The 1789-nt window shown below is 33.1% G+C and carries 2 pseudogenes; both read left to right on the top strand.

The window, feature by feature from the left end:
* Positions 1 to 44 precede the first annotated feature (44 nt).
* A pseudogene (locus tag ACFIKE_RS10080) lies at positions 45 to 528 on the top strand (YbfB/YjiJ family MFS transporter).
* Positions 529 to 645: 117 nt separating this feature from the next.
* Positions 646 to 1101, top strand: a pseudogene (locus ACFIKE_RS10075) (hypothetical protein).
* The last annotated feature ends 688 nt before the right edge of the window (positions 1102 to 1789 follow it).

Raw genomic sequence — 1789 nt, 5'->3', positions numbered from 1 at the left:
AATAATCGTCAAAATTTGAATTGTTTCAAAACGCTGTATTCGGTATGGTTATTATGGTTTTGAGAATGGGTATCGGGCGATTTCTCTATACACCAATATTGTCAGTTATGTTGGATGATGGATTGTTTACCTTTAATCAACTTTCTTATATAGCTAGCGCTAATTATGGTGGTTATTTAGTTAGGAGTATGGTCTTTACGTTTGGCAGAATTGAGAATATCTTTCTTGCTCCTCGCATGCTATCTTGTGCAGCTATAGTAATGAGTGCACTTATTATTTCCATGGCGTTAATACTTAGTCCTTTTGATCCATTTTGCTTCTGGTGTTGCAAGTGCAGTAATGATGGTTTTGGGTTCTATTATGGTCATGCAGCATAGCTATAATGGGCGGATTATTGCTTCGCTTTATGCAGGTGTAGGAGTTAGTATTCTACTAGGTAGTGAATATGTTATTATTAGTTTGAACAGGGCTCTTGATGCGACAAAAATTTGGTTTGGAGTCGGCTTAATGTCTGTTCAAAACTTTTAAAAATATACAGGTTTAATTATGACAACGATATCAAAAAACACCCCCGTTATTTCTTCCATTGCAAATGAAACCGCTCCTGTTAATAAAACATCCAAAAAATATGAATTGACCAATCAAATGGATTTCGTGACTGGTCATATATTATATCGCATTCGTGCTTTAAAAGATTTTTCTGATGTAAAAAAGGCGATCTAGGTGGTTTTATTGAAAATGAAAGCAACCTCTTTCATGATGGCAATTGCTGGGTTGCTGATAATGTCTGTGTTGTAAAATCTGGTCGTGTTTATGACAATGCTCATCTTTCTTATAACGTTTGAGTTTATCATTATGCGCGGGTTTATGGGAATGCAAAATTATCCGGTAGTGCACCTATTCATAGCAATGCCGAGGTTTATGATCATGCTGTTGTTAGCAAGGTTTATGGCAATGCCAAGATCTCTAGTTATTTCTTGATTAGAGGTAATGTATATGGCATGCAGAATAAAAAGACATAGCGATTTATATTCGGTTCCCATAAATTGTGAGGTTTATGAAAATGATAACGTTGTCAAGATTGGTAAACAGAGTAAATGACAGGTGTAGAGAACGCCTTCTTTATGGCTATAAACCTATCATAAAAGAGAAAATTTATAAAAGAAAGCCGTGCCAATTGATATGACGCGGCTTTTAAATAGAGGTGCTACAGATCATACAAAAGAAATCAATAATGAATGCATATATACAACGCATTATATTGCAAGCGCTCTATTCTATTGATTAAAACTTATTAAGAATAACGCTCTCATTTTTGAGGGGTGCATTTGAAAAAGCACATTATCAAAACGCCTCTTTTAAAACGTTTTTTGCTTGTTTGCTTGCGTTATATCATTAAAAGGCTTTTGATTTCATAAGACATAACATTATCAATTTCATTACCTGTTGTGATGATAGTATCTATATAATGCTTGCTTATCATTTACTAATTTTTAGTAAGCGGCACTTTAAATCGACTTGTTTTTAAATCCTTTTATATGCCCTTCATGAATTAAAATCTATCTTATGATAATTTCAAACGATTACGTTTTTAACAATGCGATTTCTGCGTGATAAAAACGTGTCATAAAATTTATGAACTGTTATGAATGATAGCTGCTTTTCACTTCATTTGAATGTTTACATGCGTTATAACATTTACATCATGATTAGCTTTTTATAGTCTATTCATACATGGCAATTGTTTATAAAAAATGGTCAATTGAATCACGTATAAAGTGTGAATTCT

The sequence above is a fragment of the Bartonella sp. MU70NMGDW genome, from assembly GCF_042194085.1.
Classification (GTDB): domain Bacteria; phylum Pseudomonadota; class Alphaproteobacteria; order Rhizobiales; family Rhizobiaceae; genus Bartonella; species Bartonella grahamii.
The sequence above is the reverse complement of the archived record's forward strand: the minus strand, read 5'-3'. Positions and strand labels throughout refer to the sequence as shown.